Annotated in this window: 18 protein-coding genes; 6 read left to right on the top strand and 12 right to left on the bottom strand. The window is 49.1% G+C overall.

Annotated features, from left to right (window positions below; genetic code table 11):
* Window positions 1-65 precede the first annotated feature (65 nt).
* Window positions 66-1,286: a sugar metabolism global transcriptional regulator Mlc gene (gene mlc, locus BEB54_RS02240; protein WP_088541872.1), complete on the top strand. Its 1,221-nt coding sequence runs from the start codon at window positions 66-68 to the stop codon at window positions 1,284-1,286.
* 124 nt (window positions 1,287-1,410) lie between these two features.
* Window positions 1,411-2,106 (top strand): dethiobiotin synthase, encoded by a 696-nt coding sequence (gene bioD / locus BEB54_RS02235; RefSeq protein ID WP_105277001.1) that lies wholly within the window; start codon window positions 1,411-1,413, stop codon window positions 2,104-2,106.
* Here the strand turns inward: bioD and clcB are convergent.
* The 7 genes from clcB to BEB54_RS02200 form a co-directional block, all read right to left on the bottom strand.
* A complete protein-coding gene (clcB, locus tag BEB54_RS02230; RefSeq protein ID WP_105277029.1) occupies window positions 2,059-3,351 on the bottom strand; it encodes a voltage-gated ClC-type chloride channel ClcB in 1,293 nt (430 codons plus the stop codon). The genes bioD and clcB overlap by 48 nt on opposite strands.
* Before the next feature lie 157 nt (window positions 3,352-3,508).
* Complete coding sequence (gene dmsD / locus BEB54_RS02225; protein ID WP_000148700.1) at window positions 3,509-4,123, bottom strand: Tat proofreading chaperone DmsD; 615 nt, start codon at window positions 4,121-4,123, stop codon at window positions 3,509-3,511.
* A gap of 42 nt (window positions 4,124-4,165) precedes the next feature.
* On the bottom strand, window positions 4,166-5,020 hold the full coding sequence (gene ynfH / locus BEB54_RS02220) for a selenate reductase membrane anchor subunit YnfH (RefSeq protein WP_105277002.1): 855 nt from the start codon (window positions 5,018-5,020) through the stop codon (window positions 4,166-4,168).
* Between the two features lies 1 nt (window position 5,021).
* Window positions 5,022-5,639 (bottom strand): DMSO reductase like molybdoenzyme iron-sulfur subunit YnfG, encoded by a 618-nt coding sequence (ynfG, locus tag BEB54_RS02215; protein WP_000213028.1) that lies wholly within the window; start codon window positions 5,637-5,639, stop codon window positions 5,022-5,024.
* A gap of 10 nt (window positions 5,640-5,649) precedes the next feature.
* Window positions 5,650-8,073: a selenate/tellurate reductase subunit YnfF gene (gene ynfF, locus BEB54_RS02210; protein WP_105277030.1), complete on the bottom strand. Its 2,424-nt coding sequence runs from the start codon at window positions 8,071-8,073 to the stop codon at window positions 5,650-5,652.
* 60 nt (window positions 8,074-8,133) lie between these two features.
* Entirely contained in the window at window positions 8,134-10,560 is a 2,427-nt protein-coding gene (gene ynfE, locus BEB54_RS02205) for a selenate/tellurate reductase subunit YnfE (protein WP_105282125.1), read from the bottom strand.
* A 198-nt stretch (window positions 10,561-10,758) separates the two neighbouring features.
* Complete coding sequence (locus tag BEB54_RS02200; RefSeq protein WP_001354685.1) at window positions 10,759-11,064, bottom strand: DUF1161 domain-containing protein; 306 nt, start codon at window positions 11,062-11,064, stop codon at window positions 10,759-10,761.
* A gap of 107 nt (window positions 11,065-11,171) precedes the next feature.
* Between BEB54_RS02200 and BEB54_RS02195 the strand changes: the two genes are divergently transcribed.
* Window positions 11,172-11,882 carry a YnfC family lipoprotein gene (locus tag BEB54_RS02195; protein WP_077760064.1) on the top strand — a complete coding sequence of 237 codons (711 nt, stop codon included), beginning with the start codon at window positions 11,172-11,174 and terminating at the stop codon, window positions 11,880-11,882.
* A gap of 2 nt (window positions 11,883-11,884) precedes the next feature.
* Here the strand turns inward: BEB54_RS02195 and speG are convergent, their stop codons facing one another.
* Together speG and BEB54_RS02185 are read right to left on the bottom strand one after the other, a co-directional pair.
* Window positions 11,885-12,445, bottom strand: a complete 561-nt coding sequence (gene speG, locus BEB54_RS02190) for a spermidine N1-acetyltransferase (RefSeq protein ID WP_105282124.1) — start codon at window positions 12,443-12,445, stop codon at window positions 11,885-11,887.
* Window positions 12,446-12,479: 34 nt separating this feature from the next.
* A complete protein-coding gene (locus BEB54_RS02185; protein WP_000705193.1) occupies window positions 12,480-12,821 on the bottom strand; it encodes a DUF1283 family protein in 342 nt (113 codons plus the stop codon).
* A gap of 134 nt (window positions 12,822-12,955) precedes the next feature.
* Between BEB54_RS02185 and BEB54_RS02180 the strand changes: the two genes are divergently transcribed.
* The 3 genes from BEB54_RS02180 (at window position 12,956) to BEB54_RS02165 (ending at window position 15,733) form a co-directional block, all read left to right on the top strand.
* Window positions 12,956-13,282, top strand: coding sequence for a YnfA family protein (locus tag BEB54_RS02180; RefSeq protein ID WP_001314753.1), 327 nt, complete (start codon window positions 12,956-12,958; stop codon window positions 13,280-13,282).
* 205 nt (window positions 13,283-13,487) lie between these two features.
* On the top strand, window positions 13,488-14,702 hold the full coding sequence (gene rspA / locus BEB54_RS02170) for a starvation-sensing protein RspA (protein WP_039021285.1): 1,215 nt from the start codon (window positions 13,488-13,490) through the stop codon (window positions 14,700-14,702).
* An 11-nt stretch (window positions 14,703-14,713) separates the two neighbouring features.
* Window positions 14,714-15,733 carry a Zn-dependent oxidoreductase gene (locus tag BEB54_RS02165; protein ID WP_000836045.1) on the top strand — a complete coding sequence of 340 codons (1,020 nt, stop codon included), beginning with the start codon at window positions 14,714-14,716 and terminating at the stop codon, window positions 15,731-15,733.
* Between the two features lie 187 nt (window positions 15,734-15,920).
* On the opposite strand, the gene BEB54_RS02155 is transcribed toward BEB54_RS02165, so the two are convergent.
* From BEB54_RS02155 to BEB54_RS02145, 3 genes are all read right to left on the bottom strand, one after another.
* Window positions 15,921-17,201, bottom strand: a complete 1,281-nt coding sequence (locus BEB54_RS02155; protein WP_123059727.1) for a site-specific integrase — start codon at window positions 17,199-17,201, stop codon at window positions 15,921-15,923.
* 34 nt (window positions 17,202-17,235) lie between these two features.
* Window positions 17,236-17,487 carry an excisionase family protein gene (locus tag BEB54_RS02150; protein ID WP_000005552.1) on the bottom strand — a complete coding sequence of 84 codons (252 nt, stop codon included), beginning with the start codon at window positions 17,485-17,487 and terminating at the stop codon, window positions 17,236-17,238.
* A 72-nt stretch (window positions 17,488-17,559) separates the two neighbouring features.
* The coding region (locus tag BEB54_RS02145) for a 3'-5' exoribonuclease domain-containing protein (protein WP_085696634.1) at window positions 17,560-17,703 on the bottom strand (144 nt) is incomplete at its 5' end.

Below are 17,703 nucleotides of genomic sequence, written 5' to 3'. Positions count from 1 at the left end.
CGTATTGAAGTGCTTCACCATAGCCTACAGATTATTTCGGAGCGCGAAAATATAGGGAGTATGCGGTGGTTGCTGAAAACCAGCCTGGGCACATTGATCAAATAAAGCAGACCAACGCGGGCGCGGTTTATCGCCTGATTGATCAGCTTGGTCCAGTCTCGCGTATCGATCTTTCCCGTCTGGCGCAACTGGCTCCTGCCAGTATCACCAAAATTGTCCGTGAGATGCTCGAAGCACACCTGGTGCAAGAGCTGGAAATCAAAGAAGCGGGGAACCGTGGCCGTCCGGCGGTGGGGCTGGTGGTTGAAACTGAAGCCTGGCACTATCTTTCTCTGCGCATTAGTCGCGGGGAGATTTTCCTTGCTTTGCGCGATCTGAGCAGCAAACTGGTGGTGGAGGAGTCGCAGGAACTGGCGTTAAAAGATGACTCGCCATTGTTGGATCGTATCATTTCCCATATCGATCAGTTTTTTATCCGCCATCAGAAAAAACTTGAGCGTCTGACTTCGATTGCCATTACCTTGCCGGGAATTATTGATACGGAAAATGGTATTGTACATCGCATGCCGTTCTACGAGGATGTAAAAGAGATGCCGCTCGGCGAGGCGCTGGAGCAGCATACCGGCGTACCGGTTTATATTCAGCATGATATCAGCGCATGGACGATGGCTGAGGCCTTGTTTGGTGCCTCACGCGGGGCGCGCGATGTGATTCAGGTGGTTATCGATCACAACGTGGGGGCGGGCGTCATTACCGATGGTCATCTGCTACACGCAGGCAGCAGTAGCCTCGTGGAGATTGGTCACACGCAGGTCGACCCATATGGGAAACGCTGTTATTGCGGGAATCACGGCTGCCTCGAAACCATTGCCAGTGTGGACAGTATTCTTGAGCTGGCACAGCTGCGTCTCAATCAATCCATGAGCTCGATGTTACACGGACAGCCGTTAACCGTTGACTCATTGTGTCAGGCGGCATTGCACGGCGATCTGCTGGCAAAAGACATCATTACCGGGGTAGGCGCACATGTTGGGCGCATTCTTGCCATCATGGTGAATTTATTTAACCCACAAAAAATACTGATTGGCTCACCGTTAAGTAAAGCGGCAGATATCCTCTTCCCGGTCATCTCGGATAGCATCCGTCAGCAGGCCCTTCCTGCGTATAGTAAGCACATTAGCGTTGAGAGTACCCAGTTTTCTAACCAGGGTACGATGGCGGGCGCTGCGCTGGTAAAAGACGCGATGTATAACGGTTCTTTGTTGATTCGTCTGTTGCAGGGTTAACATTTTTTAACTGTTCTACCAAAATTTGCGCTATCTCAATTTGGGCCAGGAAAGCATAACTTAGACTTTCAAGGTTAATTATTTTCCTGGTTTATATTTGTGAAGCATAACGGTGGAGTTAGTGATGCTGAAGCGTTTCTTTATTACAGGTACAGACACTTCTGTAGGGAAAACGGTGGTTTCCCGCGCATTGCTACAAGCGTTAGCCTCCCAGGGAAAAACGGTTGCGGGATATAAACCCGTAGCGAAGGGGAGCAAAGAGACACCCGAAGGGCTGCGTAATAAAGATGCCCTGGTGTTGCAGAGTGTTTCATCCATCGAACTGCCTTATGAAGCAGTTAATCCTATCGCGTTAAGCGAAGAAGAAAGTAGCGTGGCGCATAGTTGCCCAATCAATTACACCCTCATTTCAAACGGCCTGGCAAACCTGACCGATAAAGTCGATCATGTGGTGGTCGAAGGTACTGGCGGTTGGCGCAGTCTGATGAATGATTTGCGTCCGCTCTCTGAATGGGTGGTGCAGGAACAACTACCGGTGTTGATGGTTGTCGGTATTCAGGAAGGTTGCATTAACCATGCACTGCTGACAGCTCAGGCGATTGCCAACGACGGGCTGCCGCTCATTGGCTGGGTGGCTAACCGAATCAACCCAGGACTGGCGCATTATGCGGAAATCATTGATGTGCTGGGTAAAAAACTTCCAGCACCGCTCATTGGTGAACTGCCTTATTTACCGCGCGCCGAACAGCGTGAACTGGGGCAATACATCCGCTTAGCTATGCTGCGCAGTGTGCTGGCGGTAGATAGAGTCACGGTGTAACGTCCGCGAAATTACCGACGCAATTACGCAGGCAATCAATAAACCGGGGAGTAGCTGATACTCCCCGGTCATTTCACATATCATCAACGTCGACATAATCGGCGCGTGCGTGGTCGCCGCCAACAGTGTCGCCATCCCGGTTAATCCGAGTAAGAGTGTCATTTCTTCGCCGTCAGGAAACCATAACCCCAGGCTACGTCCATACAACATGCCAATGGCAAGACCGATAAAGAGTGTCGGTGTAAACACACCACCAGGCGCGCCGGAACCGCTACTTGCCAGAACGGCAAACAGTTTGCAAAGGAAGATCCCGCCAATGATCATAAACAGTGGCGGGGTGGTTAAAAAGGATTGTACGGTGCTATAGCCGTTGCCCCACACGGCAGGGGTGAACAGGGAAAGCAGACCCACGATCAACCCGCCGAGTGCCAGTTGCCAGGGGGGCGCAAGTTTGAGAATAACAAATCCTCGATGACTGGCGTTCATTAACGTTAACAACACTGGTCCGCATAGACCTGCCAGCACACCAGTACTGATAATCAGCGCATAGTCACGAGCCTGAACCGTCACTAAGAGTTGCACGCTGTAGAGTAATGCATCGCTATGATTAATCAGATTGCTAATCAGCAACGCCACGACAGCAGAAATAACCACCGGTCCGAGAGAGGCCAACATCATAGTGCCAAACAGCACTTCGGCTATAAATAAACTGCCAGCAAGCGGGGCGCGGTAAGCCGCAGCCATTCCCGCCGCAGCTCCACAGGCAATCCATAATTTCCACTCCTGGCGTGGCGTAAAACGCTGAGCAAAACAGGAGGCGGCAAGGGCAGCTAAAAGAATCATCGCACCTTCGCGACCAATTGCGCTGCCGCTAGTTACTACCAGCAGAGAGGCAAGCGATTTAACCAGGCTTGCTGCGTAATCGAATTTACCATCGGTTTGCAACGCTTCCATGTAATCGGTCGGCGCATGAGGGCGTTGCTGGGTTAATTTCTGCCAGCCCATCAACAACAAACCCGCCGCCAGTCCGCCGAGCGCCGGAGTTAGCAGCCGTCGCCAGGGGGAAAGGTTTGTCGCTGCATTGACCAGACTGCCGGAGTCATTATTGAGGAACAACCACTCCAGTAGCAGCATCGCATGACGAAACCCGGCAACGGCAAAGGCCGCGAGAATACCGACGACTGTTGCGATAAGCAGACGGCGGAACATAGTGCGCAGATCCGGATAGCTGTGTAGATGGTGCATGAGCAGAAATGGACAATGAAACACGAGCGACTATTTTGCGGCAAAACAGGTTATCGGCAAAAGCAGTGCGTGCTTAAAGCGATAAAATACGTGACGTTGTAACGTATTATTGCCGAATGACGCGTGATTGTCGCCATCCGGCAATATTGCGGCAACTTTATCGAAACAGTGGTTTAACCGCGACAGGAATCAACAGTTGTGATTGCCATTGCGCCAGCGTTAAGCGAGCCAGTTCACCCAGCGCACGGTAGAAAGGGTGTTCTGCTTTTTCGATAAAAACGTCGAGAAAACGTGTTGACCACGGAAAAAGATGCCATGCCAGCAATTCTTCACATTCTGTCTGGCGACCATTCTCCGCCAACCACGCAGCCATCAACAGCAGTGAACCAAAATGATCTTCCGGTTCGTTTTGCTTCATTTCGAACTGAATGCCTTTCTCGCGCATCCATTGACGAAGTGCCAATGTTGAATCGCCAAACAGCACAGATTCGCGATCCAGCCAGACCGACCCCCACGGCGGAGACGGCAGTGCCCACGGGCCGACAAACAAACGCTGCCAGGCCTGGGCGCGAGTCTCTTCACTCTGTGCCTGAAAAGCCGTCACCAGCGGCGCTAATGACGCTTCTGGTAGAGGCCACTGAGTTTCCCAGCCGTCACTGGTGAGTACCGCAACCAGAGGTGCGGCTTCTGCACTCTCTGGAGCGTAATAAAACAGCGCGCCCAACACGCGCGCCGCGACAGAAAAATTATCTTGCTGTGAAAAATGGGTCATTCCTAACATCCTGAAATGTGCGGGTTGCCCCGCACCAATTTGTTAACCTGCAATAGCCATTCCTACCGTCATGTGCAGGCCATAAAAGAGCACACGCCCGATCATCTCACCGCCAAGTATGAGGATTAGCCCCAGAATAAGTCCGGCAACGTGAGGTTCACGGCGACGAATGAGTGGACAAAGCCAGCATCCTAGACCTGTGCATAACAATACCACACGCCAGACCTGTAAGGAGGCGTAATCTGGTACCAGTGCGCTGGCTTGTTGCACGGATGAGTGAATAGACGCCAGAGACAAACCTTGCAGCACAATCACCCCGGCACAAGCGATCAGCGCCAGAACGCTAATGATGGCAAATGGTGTGGTATTAAATGTAACGCGAGCTGCCCGCAGAATTGCGGCAGCAAGTATTGGACCGCTCAACAATACCGTCAGGAAGAAAGCCAGCGTAGTGTAACCGTTATGCCAGGTTGGCACGGTGTCGATTTGATACACGCAGGTCATCATCCAGACGAAAATGACGCCGAGCGCCATGCTGACAAGTAACCAGAGTTTCCCCAACGCTTGCGGCATTTTACCGATGACCGCCACCAGCCACCATAGTCCGCCAACGGCAAAAAATATGGAACCGGCAGCAATCTCGTTACTCAGACCAGAAGCTCCGATTCGATTCAGCGAGTTAAACGCTCGCAGTGGCGATCCCAGGTGCATGACAGAGGCAATAAACCCGATGCCCATCAACAGCCAGAGGAAAAACATGCCACGGACAATACGCTGACGGTCTGCGTCATTTTTGCTGGCGAACCAGCCAATTCCGCTAACAATCAGCGCGCCTACTACGCATTGACCCAATACGGTAAAGATAACCAGTGGCCATTCATGCCATCCATTTCCCATTTTACACTTCCTCCGGATTAGCCAGATAACCAGTGGTATCGCCGGTCGGGCGGCTGTTGGCGTTAGGTTTGATAACGATATTGGGTTTTGTGAAATGCGCGCGCGGCAGTGGCGCGACGGCAGCCAGAGTGCCGTGCTTCTGGCGCAGCTCTTCAATTGGACCGAACTCAAGTGCACGCAGCGGGCAGGATTCGACGCATATGGGTTGTTTCCCCTCGGCGACGCGCGAATAACAACCATCGCACTTCGTCATGTGCCCTTTTTCAGCATTGTACTGTGGTGCGCCGTACGGACAAGCCATGTGGCAGTAGCGGCAGCCGATACAAACATCTTCATCAACCACCACAAAGCCATCTTCACGCTTATGCATTGCGCCGCTGGGGCAGACTTTTGTACATGCGGGGTCATCGCAATGGTTACAGGAGATGGAGAGATAATAAGCGAACACGTTCTGGTGCCAGACGCCATTATCTTCCTGCCAGTCGCCGCCAGCGTATTCATAAATACGGCGGAAACTGACTTCCGGGCCAAGATCTTTAAAATCTTTGCACGCCAGTTCGCAGGTTTTACAGCCAGTACAGCGGCTGGAATCGATAAAAAATCCATATTGTGTGGTCATGGGCTACTCCTTAAACCTTTTCGATCTGGACAAGATTGCTGTGCGACGGGTTTCCCTTTGCCAGCGGTGAAGGGCGGTGAGAGGTCAGAATATTGATACTGCCGCCGTGATCGACCCGGTCACCAAACATATCCGCTTTAAGCCACGCACCTTGCCCGATGGCGGTAACGCCAGGCAGAATACGCGGAGTCACTTTTGCGGCAATCAGCATTTCTCCATTATTGTTAAATACCCGCACGGTATCGCCATGACGGATACCGCGTGCCTGAGCATCAATGGGGTTGATCCACACCTCTTGTGGGCAGGCCTGCTGTAACACATCAATATTGCCGTAGCTGGAGTGGGTACGCGCTTTGTAGTGGAAGCCCGTTAACTGCAGTGGATAGGTTTTCCGCAGGGGATCGTCCCAGCCATCAAAACCTGGGGTATACGCAGGAAGGGGATGAATAATTTCATCTTTTTTCAATTCCCAGGTATCTGCAATCTTCGCCAGTCGTTCAGAATAAATTTCGATTTTCCCCGAAGGTGTTTTCAATGGGTTTGCCTGTGGATCTTCACGGAATGCGCGGAAAGCGACGTAGTGTTCTTCCGGGCATTTTTTCTTAAAGATCCCGGTCGTTTTCATCTCCTCGTAGTCGGGCATCTCAGGGTTACGTTCCTTCGTTTTCGCATGGAGATATTTGATCCATTCATGCTGGCTGCGACCTTCAGTAAAAGTTTGATAAACGTCTGGTCCTAAGCGTTTCGCGACTTCACTCAGCATCCAGTAGATGGGTTTGCGTTCAAATTTTGCCGAGGTGGCGGGTTGGGCGAGGATCACATAGCCCATATTCCCAGCAGATTCATGAGAGATAAGGTCTTCTTGCTCTGTTGGCATCAGGTCGGGCAACAGGATATCGCAATACTTAGCCGAGGCCGTCATGAAGTGGTCAATGCCAACAATCATCTCGCACTTGCTGTCATCCTGAAGCACCTCATGGGTGTGATTGATGTCGCCATGTTGATTGATCAATGTGTTACTGGCGTAGCACCATAAAAACTTGATTGGCACATCCAGTTTTTCTTTTCCACGAACACCATCACGGGTCGCGGTCATTTCCGTACCATGGTCGATGGCATCTGTCCACGTAAAGACGGAAATCTGCGTTTTAACAGGATTATCAAGCATCGGGAACCATTCGACCCCCAGATCCCAGCTACCTTCGCGTACACCTGAGTTGCCGCCGTTTATGCCGACGTTACCGGTGAGAACGGAAAGCATGGCAATAGCGCGGGACGTTTGCTCACCGTTGGAGTGTCGTTGTGGCCCCCAACCCTGACAAATATAAGCAGGTTTTGCTGAACCGATCTCTCGTGCCAACTGGATAATTTTTTCTGCCGGGATGCTGGTGATTTTTGCTGCCCATTCCGGCGTTTTAGCAATGCCGTCAGGCCCTTCGCCCAGAATATAGGCTTTATAATGCGCGTTACGTGGTGCGCTGGGGGGCAGCGTTTTTTCATCGTAACCAACACAATATTTGTCGAGAAATGGCTGATCGACCATGTTTTCCGTAATCAGCACCCAGGCAATCGCACAGGCCAGTGCACCATCAGTACCAGGGCGAATGGGTAGCCATTCATCTTCACGCCCGGCAGCAGTGTCGTTATAACGTGGATCAATGACGATCATGCGTGCGTTTGAACGTTCGCGGGCTTGCTCGACGTAGTAAGTGACACCACCGCCGCTCATCCGGGTTTCTGCCGGGTTATTTCCGAACATAACGACCAGTTTCGTATTGGCGATATCATCCGGGCTGTTGCCATCATTGGCACCGAACATATAACTCATTGCGGCACTGATCTGTGCGGTACTGTAGCTGCCATAGCGACTGAGAAAACCACCACAAGAGTTCATCAGACGGTACGGGACGTTTGAGTTGGTGATGTTTCCGCCATCTACGCCTGTTCCATAGAGAACATGTACAGCCTCATTGCCGTAATCTTTTAGGATCCGCCGAAGATTATCACTGATGGTCTCCAGGGCTTCGTCCCAACTTATCCGTTCAAATTTACCTTCACCGCGCTTGCCGACGCGCTTCATGGGATATTTCAACCTATCAGGATGATTCATCCGTCGGCGGATAGAGCGCCCGCGTAAACACGCGCGAACCTGATGATTACCGTAGACGTCGTCACCTGTCGTATCAGACTCCACCCAGTACACAGTGTCATCTTTCACATGCAAACGTAACAGACAGCGGCTCCCGCAGTTAACGGTGCAAGAACTCCAGACCGCTTTCTCTTCTACCGGTGCCTCTGCCGCTCGGACCATTTGGGAAAATGGCAGAGTGAAAGCACTGCTTGCCAGCGCGAGACTGCCAAGTGCGGAGGTTTTCATCAGACTTCTACGGCTGATTTCAGCCTTCATGAGCGCCTCTGTGGTATGGAATTTCATCATTACTCACTTATTGCTTTTCAAACAAAATGTCATGCCAGAATTTATGGTTGTAGTGGGTTATATTTTTTCGATCTCGACCAGATTAGTGTGCTGCGGGTTTCCCTTCGCCAGTGGTGAAGGGCGCAGAGTGGTTAGCGTATTCACACAGCCGCCGTGGTCAATTTTATCGCCAGACATATTGGCCTCGTGCCAGGCTCCCTGGCCCATAGCGCTAACTCCAGGGAGAATGCGTGGTGTCACTTTGGCTGGTAGCCGAACTTCGCCACGATGGTTAAACACCCGCACCATATCGCCGTTGGCAATCCCACGTTTCTGTGCATCTATAGGGTTGATCCACACTTCCTGACGGCAGGCTGCCTTCAGGACATCAATGTTGCCGTAGGTCGAGTGAGTACGAGATTTGTAATGGAAACCAAACAGTTGCAGTGGGAAGGTACTACGTTCAGGGGAGTCCCAGCCTTCAAAGGTTGAGGCATAAACCGGCAGTGGGCTTATCACTTCATCTTTTTCCAGTTCCCAGGTACGGGCAATTTCCGCCAGCTTGCTGGAATAAATTTCAATCTTACCGGAAGGCGTTTTAAGTGGATTTGCCTCGGGGTCGTCACGAAATGCTTTGTAGGCGACAAAATGACCATTGGGATCTTTACGCTTATAGATACCCATTTTTTTCAGTTCGTCGTAAGACGGTAACGCCGGATCTTTGGCAAGCATTTTGGCGTACAGATGTTGTAACCATTGTTCCTGAGTGCGGCCTTCAGTGAATTTTTGATAGACGTCAGGGCCAAGACGTTTCGCGACTTCACTTAGGATCCAGTAAATCGGTTTGCGTTCGAATTTTTCGCTGGTGACTGGCTGGAGGAAAATGAGATATCCCATGTTACCGGCGTAATCGTTAGGAATAATATCTTCCTGCTCAACGGTCATCAGGTCTGGCAGCAGAATGTCGGCATATTTTGCCGATGAGGTCATAAAGTTTTCGATGACCACAATCATTTCGCATTTCGATTCGTCCTGCAGAATTTCATGCGTTTTGTTAATGTCAGAATGCTGATTAACCAGGGTATTTCCCGCGTAGTTCCAGATGAACTTAATGGGCACATCCAGTTTATCTTTGCCGCGGACGCCGTCGCGGATTGCCGTCATTTGCGGGCCATGATCGATAGCATCCGTCCAGCTGAAGCAGGAGATTGATGTTTTGACCGGATTATCCAGCACCGGCAGGCGTTCTATGGTAATGGTATAGGTGGATTCACGCGCGCCACTATTTCCGCCGCTGATGCCGACATTGCCCGTCAGAATAGGCAACATCGCAATAGCGCGTGCGGTCAGCTCACCGTTTGCCTGGCGTTGCGGTCCCCAACCCTGGCAGATATAAGCGGGTTTTGCTGTGCCGATTTCACGCGCCAGTTTGATGATACGGTCCACCGGGATACCGGTAATTTGCGAAGCCCACTGCGGCGTTTTCGCTGTGTTATCATCACCTTCACCAAGAATATAGGCTTTATAGTGGCCATTTTTTGGTGCATCTGCGGGTAAGGTTTTTTCGTCATAACCGACGCAGTATTTATCGAGAAAAGGTTGATCAACGAGATTTTCGTTAATCAATACCCAGGCAATGCCCGCTACCAGCGCGGCATCAGTGCCCGGGCGAATAGGAATCCATTCGTCTTCACGACCGGCAGCCGTGTCGGTATATCGCGGATCGATAACAATCATTTTTGCGTTCGATTTCTCGCGCGCTTTTTCAAGAAGATAAGTGATGCCACCACCGCTCATGCGGGTTTCTGCCGGGTTGTTACCAAACATCACGACCAGCTTGCTGTTTTCAATATCCGTGGTGCTGTTGCCATCATTACTGCCGTAGGTGTAGGGCATGGCACAGGAAATTTGCGCGGTGCTGTAGGAGCCATACTGATTGAGTGAACCGCCGTAGCAGTTCATCAGGCGTTTGACCGCCGAGGCTGATGGTGAAGAGCGGGTCATATTGCCGCCAACAATCCCCGAAGAGTACTGAATATATACAGCCTCATTGCCATATTGTTCGACGGTTTTTTTCAGGCTACTGGCGATAGTATCCAGGGCTTCATCCCAGCTAATCCGTTCGAATTTGCCTTCGCCACGTTTGCCCACGCGTTTCATTGGGTAATTCAAGCGATCGGGATGATTAATACGTCGACGGATGGACCGACCGCGCAAACAGGCGCGTACTTGATGATTGCCATACTCGTCGTTGCCGGTGTTGTCAGTTTCCACCCAGGTGACTTCATTATCTTTAACATGTAGACGAAGTGCACAGCGGCTACCACAGTTGACGGAACAGGCACCCCAGACCACTTTTTCGCTGGCCTGTTGTACCGCTGCCGCTGCACTACGCAGGGTGAACGGTAACGAAAAACCGCCTGCAGCCAGCGCCAGAGAACCTATCGCGGTAGATTTAACGAGTGTTCTGCGGCTGATGCCCACCATTTGTTCATTTTTGGACATAACTCACTCCCTGTTCTTTATCGTTATATAAAAGTTTATATATTGAATATTTAGCGCGCTAACAAAAGAGGGAGTCTACCCATTTTGGGTTAAGAATTATTAATCCATATCAATAGAAGGGTATGAGTAATAAGGAGGGATTATGTTGTATGTTCAAATCGCCGGACCTGTTGAATCCGGCGTTTAGTCAATAATGTGCTACTGCGGTTCGGCAGGCGCGCCATCCTGAGTAGACTGCGCGGGGGCAGAGACGTTACCGCTGGTGGTGCGGGTGTAAAGAATTTTATGCGTATCATTGGCGCAATGCCCGACGACCTGGGAATCAGGCTGATCAACCTGGTCATTGGGTACAATACTTAACGTGAAGCTGCTTTCAGGTACGCCATTATTGATAATACGCTGTGATATATCGCTCTTTATGCGCTCACAGGATCCCGGCGCGGCGAGTACCGCGGGTGAGGTGAGTGCGAGCAGAAGCGCGGCACAGCAAGTTGAGAGTTTCATCATAAGCTCCTTTCGCGAATATAACTTCTTTAAGCATAGCATTTAACGTGTAAAGTACTGTATTTACTACTATGATTGAGAATCATCTCTACTGTCTGGTGACTGTTGTGAAATACAAATTACTACCATGCTTACTCGCGATATTACTCACAGGATGTGACCGCACAGAGGTAACACTTTCATTTACCCCTGAGATGGCCAGTTTCTCTAATGAATTCGATTTTGATCCGCTGCGTGGTCCGGTAAAAGATTTCACTCAGACATTAATGGATGAGCAAGGTGAAGTGACGAAACGTGTTTCGGGGACTTTGTCGGAAGAAGGCTGTTTTGATTCACTCGAATTATTGGATCTGGAAAATAATACCGTGGTTGCCCTGGTACTGGACGCCAATTATTACCGTGATGCCCAGACACTGGAGAAAAGAGTTCGTTTGCAGGGAAAATGCCAGCTAGCAGAATTACCTTCTGCCGGGGTGAGTTGGGAAACCGATGATAATGGCTTTGTGATTAAAGCCAGCAGTAAACAGATGCAGATGGAATATCGCTATGATGAGCAGGGGTATCCGCTGGGTAAAACCACGAAAAGTAACGACAAAACATTATCTGTCAGCGCCACGCCATCAACGGATCCGATCAAAAAATTAGATTACACAGCGGTTACTTTACTGAATAATCAACGGGTTGGTAATGTAAAACAGAGCTGTGAATATGACAGTCACGCCAATCCGGTAGACTGTCAGCTAATCATTGTTGATGAAGGAGTAAAACCCGCCGTCGAACGGGTTTACACCATCAAAAATACTATCGATTATTATTAATGCTATTGTGCGGTCGGCTTCAGGAGAGTCTGACCCGGTGTTTTGTGCTCTGCCAGATACTGATGCTGGAATATGCACATGCGAATGGCATTCCGATATTGACCATTAATAAAGAACTCATGCATCAATTCACCTTCAACCGTAAAGCCAAGCTTACGGTAAATGTGAATCGCTTTTTCGTTCTCTTTATCGACGATCAGATACAGCTTATAAAGATTGAGAACGGTGAAGCCATAGTCCATTGCTAATTTTGCGGCGCGGGTAGCCAGACCTTTCCCCTGATACTCCGGGGAGATAATTATCTGAAATTCTGCGCGGCGATGGACATGGTTAATTTCCACCAGCTCCACCAGACCGGCTTTTTCGCCGTCACATTCCACCACGAAGCGCCGCTCGCTCTGATCGTGAATATGCTTATCATACAGATCAGAGAGTTCAACGAAGGCTTCGTAGGGTTCCTCAAACCAGTAACGCATCACATTGGCGTTATTGTCGAGTTGATGTACATAGCGTAAATCTTCACGCTCCAGCGGACGTAGCTTAACACTGTGGGCGCTTGGCATAACGTGTCCTTACATTCCTTAAATCAATAACAGGTTAGGGGGTAATAACGCGGCCAGTTCGACGGTCCAGGCAGCGCAATGTATTTGGCTCCCAGTAGGCATTGATGTTGGCACTTTGCTCGCATTTATCGCGGTTATCAAAAGCGGCGTCGGCTTTATCCCACTCTTTTTCAGTGCGTTTATTCACTTTCTGTCGCAGATTGCGCGTGTCATTCCATTGTTCTTTTTCCATTGCAGCGTGCTGGCGGCTTTGTGCACTGTCGCCAGACTCAATCACCAGTTTGTTAGTTTCGGCATGGGCCGTTGTGCTCAATGCCAGTGCGCAAGGCAGCAGAAAAGCGAGCAGGCCAATTCGTTTGCTGAGAGTAATTTTCATAATTCATTCCCTGTATGAATGATTAAAGGTGATTCTACACCATCCACTGCGAACGCAAAACGTACCAGGAGGATGTTTATATTGATGATATTATGTCGCCCTATAACTATACATGATGTCAATAAGTGACAAAGATGATTAAAACAACGTTACTGTTTTTTGCTACTGCGCTGTGTGAAATTATTGGATGCTTTCTGCCCTGGTTGTGGTTAAAACGAAACGCCAGTATCTGGCTGTTGCTTCCGGCGGGGATTTCTCTGGCACTGTTTGTCTGGTTGTTAACGTTGCATCCTGCGGCGAGTGGGCGTGTTTACGCGGCTTATGGTGGCGTTTATGTCTGCACGGCGTTGATTTGGCTGCGCGTTGTGGATGGCGTGAAACTGAGTCTTTATGACTGGACGGGGGCGTTGATTGCGCTTTGCGGCATGTTGATCATTGTTGCGGGCTGGGGGCGCGCGTAAGGACATAAATCCATTTTATCAATAAGATACAAGGAAGTGTCAGCTGACAAAAGGTATTCTATTTCATCTTTTGTCAACCATTCACGGCGCAAATATACGCCTTTTTTTGTGATCACTCCGGCTTTTTTCGATCTTCATACTTGTATGGTAGTAGCTCAGTTGCGTAGATTTCATGCATCACGACAAGCGATGCAAGGAATCGAACATGAAGATCGTAAAGGCTGAAGTTTTTGTTACCTGTCCGGGGCGTAATTTCGTCACATTAAAAATCACCACTGAGGACGGTATTACGGGCCTTGGGGATGCCACCCTCAATGGACGTGAGCTTTCCGTGGCCTCTTATTTGCAGGATCACCTTTGTCCGCAGCTTATTGGTCGCGATGCACAGCGTATCGAAGATATCTGGCAGTTTTTCTATAAAGGTGCTTACTGGCGTCGCGGTCCGGTGACGATGTCGGCCATTTCAGCGGTTGATATGGCGCTGTGGGATATTAAAGCCAAAGCTGCCAACATGCCGCTTTACCAGTTACTCGGCGGCGCGTCTCGTGAAGGGGTGATGGTTTATTGCCATACCACCGGTCACAGTATTGATGAAGCTCTGGATGATTATGCCCGTCATCAGGAGCTGGGATTCAAAGCCATCCGCGTGCAGTGCGGAATCCCTGGTATGAAAACCACCTACGGCATGTCGAAAGGCAAAGGTCTGGCTTATGAACCCGCAACCAAAGGACAGTGGCCGGAAGAGCAGCTGTGGTCGACGGAGAAATACCTCGATTTCATGCCGAAATTGTTTGACGCGGTACGTAACAAGTTTGGTTTTAATGAACATTTGCTGCATGACATGCACCATCGCTTAACGCCTATTGAAGCGGCGCGCTTTGGTAAAAGCATTGAAGATTATCGCATGTTCTGGATGGAAGACCCGACGCCTGCGGAAAACCAGGAATGCTTCCGTCTCATTCGCCAACATACCGTCACACCCATCGCGGTGGGTGAAGTCTTCAACAGCATCTGGGACTGCAAGCAACTGATTGAAGAGCAACTTATCGATTATATCCGCACCACGCTGACCCATGCAGGCGGAATTACCGGTATGCGCCGGATTGCCGATTTTGCTTCGTTGTATCAGGTGCGTACTGGCTCACACGGTCCTTCCGATTTGTCACCAGTCTGCATGGCTGCGGCGCTGCACTTTGATCTGTGGGTCCCCAATTTCGGTGTCCAGGAATACATGGGCTATTCCGAACAAATGCTCGAAGTCTTCCCGCACAACTGGATTTTCGATAACGGCTATATGCATCCGGGCGATAAACCAGGTCTTGGCATCGAGTTTGATGAAAAACTGGCAGCGAAATATCCCTATGAACCTGCATATCTGCCAGTCGCACGTCTGGAAGATGGCACGCTGTGGAACTGGTAAGGAGTAAGATAATGAAAAGCATTTTAATTGAAAAACCGAATCAACTGGCAATTATCGAACGCGAAATACCCACCCCGTCAGCGGGTGAAGTACGAGTAAAAGTGAAACTTGCCGGAATTTGTGGTTCAGATAGCCATATTTATCGTGGGCATAATCCTTTTGCGAAATATCCGCGCGTCATTGGACATGAATTCTTTGGCGTCATTGATGCAGTGGGTGAAGGCGTGGAAAGCGACAGAGTCGGTGAACGCGTTGCTGTCGATCCGGTGGTCAGCTGTGGGCATTGCTATCCGTGCTCTATAGGTAAGCCGAACGTTTGTACGACACTGGCTGTATTAGGTGTGCACGCTGACGGTGGTTTCAGTGAATATGCCGTGGTGCCGGCAAAAAATGCGTGGAAAATTCCTGAAGCAGTGGCTGATCAATATGCGGTGATGATCGAACCTTTTACCATTGCGGCTAACGTTACCGGTCATGGTCAACCGACTGAAAATGATACCGTTCTGGTTTACGGTGCAGGTCCAATCGGCCTGACGATCGTTCAGGTATTAAAAGGCGTCTATAACGTTAAGAATGTGATTGTTGCCGATCGCATTGATGAACGACTGGAAAAAGCGAAAGAGAGCGGGGCAGACTGGGCGATTAATAACAGCCAGACACCGCTTGGCGAGATTTTCGCTGAAAAAGGCATAAAGCCGACATTAATTATCGATGCGGCTTGTCATCCTTCAATCCTGAAAGAAGCCGTAACGCTGGCTTCTCCAGCGGCACGTATTGTATTGATGGGCTTCTCCAGTGAACCGTCTGAAGTGATTCAGCAAGGAATTACCGGAAAAGAACTCTCTATTTTCTCTTCACGCTTAAATGCAAATAAATTCCCGGTCGTTATCGACTGGTTAAGTAAAGGGTTAATTAAACCAGAAAAACTAATTACCCATACGTTTGATTTCCAGCATGTTGCTGATGCCATTAGTTTATTTGAACAGGATCAAAAGCATTGCTGCAAAGTCTTACTCACTTTTTCTGAATAATACCAATAACGGCGAGTAAGTAGTACGCATCTTACCTCTTTTTTAGAGATAACCATTATGACAATAGAAAAACACGAAAGAAGCACTAAGGATTTGGTGAAAGCAGCAGTATCGGGATGGCTGGGCACTGCGCTTGAATTCATGGATTTCAAGAGTCATGCGTGTTAACTATTTGATAAATATTAAATTAATTTTTCATTGCTTCGTTATGGGGCATGGTTGGGGCAAACTCGCTTAACTGTGTATTTAACAAAGCTACCTGTGCATTATTGTTTTCAGACATCCATTTTCCGTATACCTGAAATACCATTTGCGCATCTGCATGGCCCATCTGGTTTGCTATAAATGCCGGGTTAGCACCAGCTGTCAGCGACCAGCAGGCATAAGTATGTCTCGACTGATATGATTTTCGATGGCGGAGTCCGGCACGTTTTATCGCTGCGTCCCACATCTGCCTTATTGAGTCAACGGTAAAATGGTCACCATAATTTTTTACTCTCGCTGACACTTCAGGTTGAAAAACAAAGGTGCATTTTTGTTTTTCTGTTCTGCCATACTCTCTGAGGTGAACATCAATGATATGCTCTTTGCTCAGTCTCGTTAATGTCATCTGACTCCGGAGAGCGTCGATTGCTGGCTTAATAAGATGAATGACCCGATTGGTTCCCGCCTGTGTTTTTGGTACCGTGAAACGGTCTTTTGCTAAATTTCTCCTGATCATCATTGTTCCATTTTTCAGATCTATGTCCTCCCATCCAAGTGCACACAGCTCACCAGGGCGAACGCCAGTATAAACAGAAACACACCATAAATTTTTTGCTTGCTGATTTCTGCACGCATCGATAAGACGGATAAATTCTTCCCGCGAAAGAGGATCCGGAATGGTTCTTGATTCCTTTAATGGCGAGATCCCCTTAAACGGATTATCTGCCAGGTAACCGTTATCAACACCAAACTGGAACACGGCGTTAAGATTTGTCATGTAATTATTTACAGTTACAGCCGATCTCCCTGGTTGTGTAACAATATAGTTACTTTTGGGGATCTGGTATCCAGTCAGTAACTCTTTACGAACCTCCAGTAATTTTTCTTTATTAATCGATGAGGCAAGATTTTTTTCACCGATTATGCTCAGGATATTTTTGATGACGGCACGGTATGTGTTGAGTGATGTTTTGGCGACTTCAGTTTCTTTCAGTGCCAGAAATTTTTCAGCCAGTTCTTTTATGGTTAAATCTTGTCGGGCCTCACCAAATTTTTCCAGATTGCGTGAGGAGGGAAACTGTTTTGTATAGTCGAAAACACCAGTTTTTATTGCGTAACAAACAGAGGAGCGTAGTTCACCTGCAACGCGCCTGTTTTTTGCTGTGTCAGGAACCCCCAGATTTTCCCTGACTCTTACGCCTTTATAAACAAACCAGATACGTAATTTCCCTCCATGGTTTTCCACGCCTGTCGGATATTTCATTTCAACTTCTCTCATTAGTTAGTGTGGCTTTTAGTCAAGTAAGATGACGTCTTGGTCTCGCTGATGCCTGGCGCTCAATCCAGCGATCAATTTCTTCCAGGTTGTAAAAGCATGGACTGTTATCCCATGGCATACCGTCATGAGCGACATGCTTATATTCCCTTCCTTCCATAAACGATTTTTCCCGGGCCTTTTTTAACGTACCTTTTTTTATTCCTTTCAGCGCAATTAACTGCTCTTCGGATACCCATTTGCCGGGAGAGACAATCATGATTACTTCGCTCATCGATTTCTTTATCTCTTACATCAGACGAGCGCCGGTTGCAGAATACCAGTCACAACCGGCGACAGTTGAACATTAAGAATCAGCCTGACTCGGGATCAGTTTTTGCCAGATAACTGAAACGTATTTTGCCTGGTAACGGGCGTCATCAAGTGCATTATGGCGCTCACCTTCGAATGGAATAGCCGTTCTGGCATCGAAGTCTATGGCTTTCCCCAG

The organism is Escherichia sp. MOD1-EC6021, assembly GCF_002965245.1.
GTDB lineage: Bacteria > Pseudomonadota > Gammaproteobacteria > Enterobacterales > Enterobacteriaceae > Escherichia > Escherichia coli_F.
Note: the sequence above shows the minus strand (reverse complement) of the source record. Positions and strands in the feature narration are given on the sequence as shown.

What these genes read in the sequence shown, in the direction of transcription:
- BEB54_RS02180 (WP_001314753.1), top strand. Translation starts at nt 12,956, where the DNA reads ATGATTAAAACAACGTTACTGTTTTTTGCTACTGCGCTGTGTGAAATT.
- ynfH (WP_105277002.1), bottom strand. Translation starts at nt 5,020, where the DNA reads ATGGGAAATGGATGGCATGAATGGCCACTGGTTATCTTTACCGTATTG.
- BEB54_RS02150 (WP_000005552.1), bottom strand. Translation starts at nt 17,487, where the DNA reads ATGAGCGAAGTAATCATGATTGTCTCTCCCGGCAAATGGGTATCCGAA.
- BEB54_RS02185 (WP_000705193.1), bottom strand. Translation starts at nt 12,821, where the DNA reads ATGAAAATTACTCTCAGCAAACGAATTGGCCTGCTCGCTTTTCTGCTG.
- rspA (WP_039021285.1), top strand. Translation starts at nt 13,488, where the DNA reads ATGAAGATCGTAAAGGCTGAAGTTTTTGTTACCTGTCCGGGGCGTAAT.
- ynfE (WP_105282125.1), bottom strand. Translation starts at nt 10,560, where the DNA reads ATGTCCAAAAATGAACAAATGGTGGGCATCAGCCGCAGAACACTCGTT.
- BEB54_RS02200 (WP_001354685.1), bottom strand. Translation starts at nt 11,064, where the DNA reads ATGAAACTCTCAACTTGCTGTGCCGCGCTTCTGCTCGCACTCACCTCA.
- BEB54_RS02165 (WP_000836045.1), top strand. Translation starts at nt 14,714, where the DNA reads ATGAAAAGCATTTTAATTGAAAAACCGAATCAACTGGCAATTATCGAA.
- ynfG (WP_000213028.1), bottom strand. Translation starts at nt 5,639, where the DNA reads ATGACCACACAATATGGATTTTTTATCGATTCCAGCCGCTGTACTGGC.
- speG (WP_105282124.1), bottom strand. Translation starts at nt 12,445, where the DNA reads ATGCCAAGCGCCCACAGTGTTAAGCTACGTCCGCTGGAGCGTGAAGAT.
- dmsD (WP_000148700.1), bottom strand. Translation starts at nt 4,123, where the DNA reads ATGACCCATTTTTCACAGCAAGATAATTTTTCTGTCGCGGCGCGCGTG.
- clcB (WP_105277029.1), bottom strand. Translation starts at nt 3,351, where the DNA reads ATGCACCATCTACACAGCTATCCGGATCTGCGCACTATGTTCCGCCGT.
- bioD (WP_105277001.1), top strand. Translation starts at nt 1,411, where the DNA reads ATGCTGAAGCGTTTCTTTATTACAGGTACAGACACTTCTGTAGGGAAA.
- BEB54_RS02155 (WP_123059727.1), bottom strand. Translation starts at nt 17,201, where the DNA reads ATGAAATATCCGACAGGCGTGGAAAACCATGGAGGGAAATTACGTATC.
- ynfF (WP_105277030.1), bottom strand. Translation starts at nt 8,073, where the DNA reads ATGAAATTCCATACCACAGAGGCGCTCATGAAGGCTGAAATCAGCCGT.